Genomic DNA, 1,395 nt, shown 5'->3' on the forward strand with positions numbered 1-1,395 from the left:
CTACCTGTCCAGAAAGTGAAAGCACGCTTTGAAGTGGCCCATGTGCTCAAGCAACATTGGGCAGAGGTCGAAAAGCACCCACATATCAACAGCTGGCAGTTGCGGACCTTGTCGGCATTGAAGCGCTGCAGAACTTCAGATCTCGGCGGTCACGTAGATGCATGTACCGAATGTGGGACGATGCGTATCAGCTATAATAGCTGTAGGAATAGACACTGTCCGAAGTGTCAGGGAAAAAACCGGGAGAACTGGATCGCCAAGCGGGAAGCCGAATTACTTCCCGTACCGTATTTTCATGTCGTATTTACGTTGCCTGACACCTTAAATCAACTGGCAATGTACCAGCCCAAAGCTGTCTATGACAGTCTGTTTGAAGCCTCTTGGAAAACTATAGCATGCTTTGCTAAAGACCCAAAGCACCTAGGTGCAAAGGCAGGAATGATCGCCATTCTCCATACTTGGGGACAGACTTTGTCACTTCATCCCCATCTACATTGCATTGTACCAGGAGGTGGATTGACAAAATACCGAAAGTGGAAGACCGCAAAAAGCAAAGGCAAGTACCTGTTTCCGGTCAAGGCCATGAGCAAAGTATTCCGGGCCAAGTACGTAAAAGCACTTAAATCCAGGATCAACTCGGAGAACGAACTGATCAATGTTTTGTTCCAAAAAGAATGGGTGGTATATGCCAAACGGCCGTTCGGACATCCCAAAGCCGTGCTCGAATATCTAGGAAGATACACCCACAAAGTGGCGATATCCAATCACCGGATTCTAGGCATGGATCAAAAGCAAACTACCTTCAGTTATAAGGATTATCGTCAGGGTGCTCAGAAGCTGGAAATGAAGCTTGACAATCTGGAATTTATCAGAAGGTTTTCGATGCATATATTACCAAGAGGACTGGTTCGGATCCGGCATTTCGGGATATTGGGAAGTTCATCCAAGCTGATCACGATACCAATCATTCATCAGGAACTTGGAATTCCGATTCCAGAAAAGGAGCCTAGGATTCTGGAGACTTATAACCCTCGATACTGCCCCTGCTGCCAGAAGGAAAGCATCGTAAGCATTCAGCGACTACCCAAGCGTGGACCGCCAAAAAGTAACCTCCTCACTATAACGCATACTTTTTAAAGCCCAAAATGCTTGGGCTGGGACAGCTATGTCCTAATCATAAAAAATCCCTTCCAAAATAGAGCTGAATGGGCGTATGAATGATTGGAAATCATACTTTTTAAGATAAAGGGAAGCTAACATCCCATTTTTAGAGCTTCCACCTGAATAAAAAATGCTGATAATCCTGACTCAATGCCCATAAGAACTTCTCCGGTTCCGTGCAACAGCGGTTTCATTGTTCGTGCTACGCACGCAACGAAAACCTAGTTGTTGGCA

1 protein-coding gene is annotated in these 1,395 nt (G+C 45.8%); it reads left to right on the plus strand.

The features are described from left to right. The first annotated feature begins 15 nt into the window (after positions 1 to 15). Positions 16 to 1,137, plus strand: coding sequence for an IS91 family transposase (locus QOL76_RS21215; protein WP_377919254.1), 1,122 nt, complete (start codon positions 16 to 18; stop codon positions 1,135 to 1,137). Positions 1,138 to 1,395 lie beyond the last annotated feature (258 nt).

The sequence above is a fragment of the Algoriphagus winogradskyi genome, assembly GCF_900182815.1.
GTDB lineage: Bacteria > Bacteroidota > Bacteroidia > Cytophagales > Cyclobacteriaceae > Algoriphagus > Algoriphagus winogradskyi.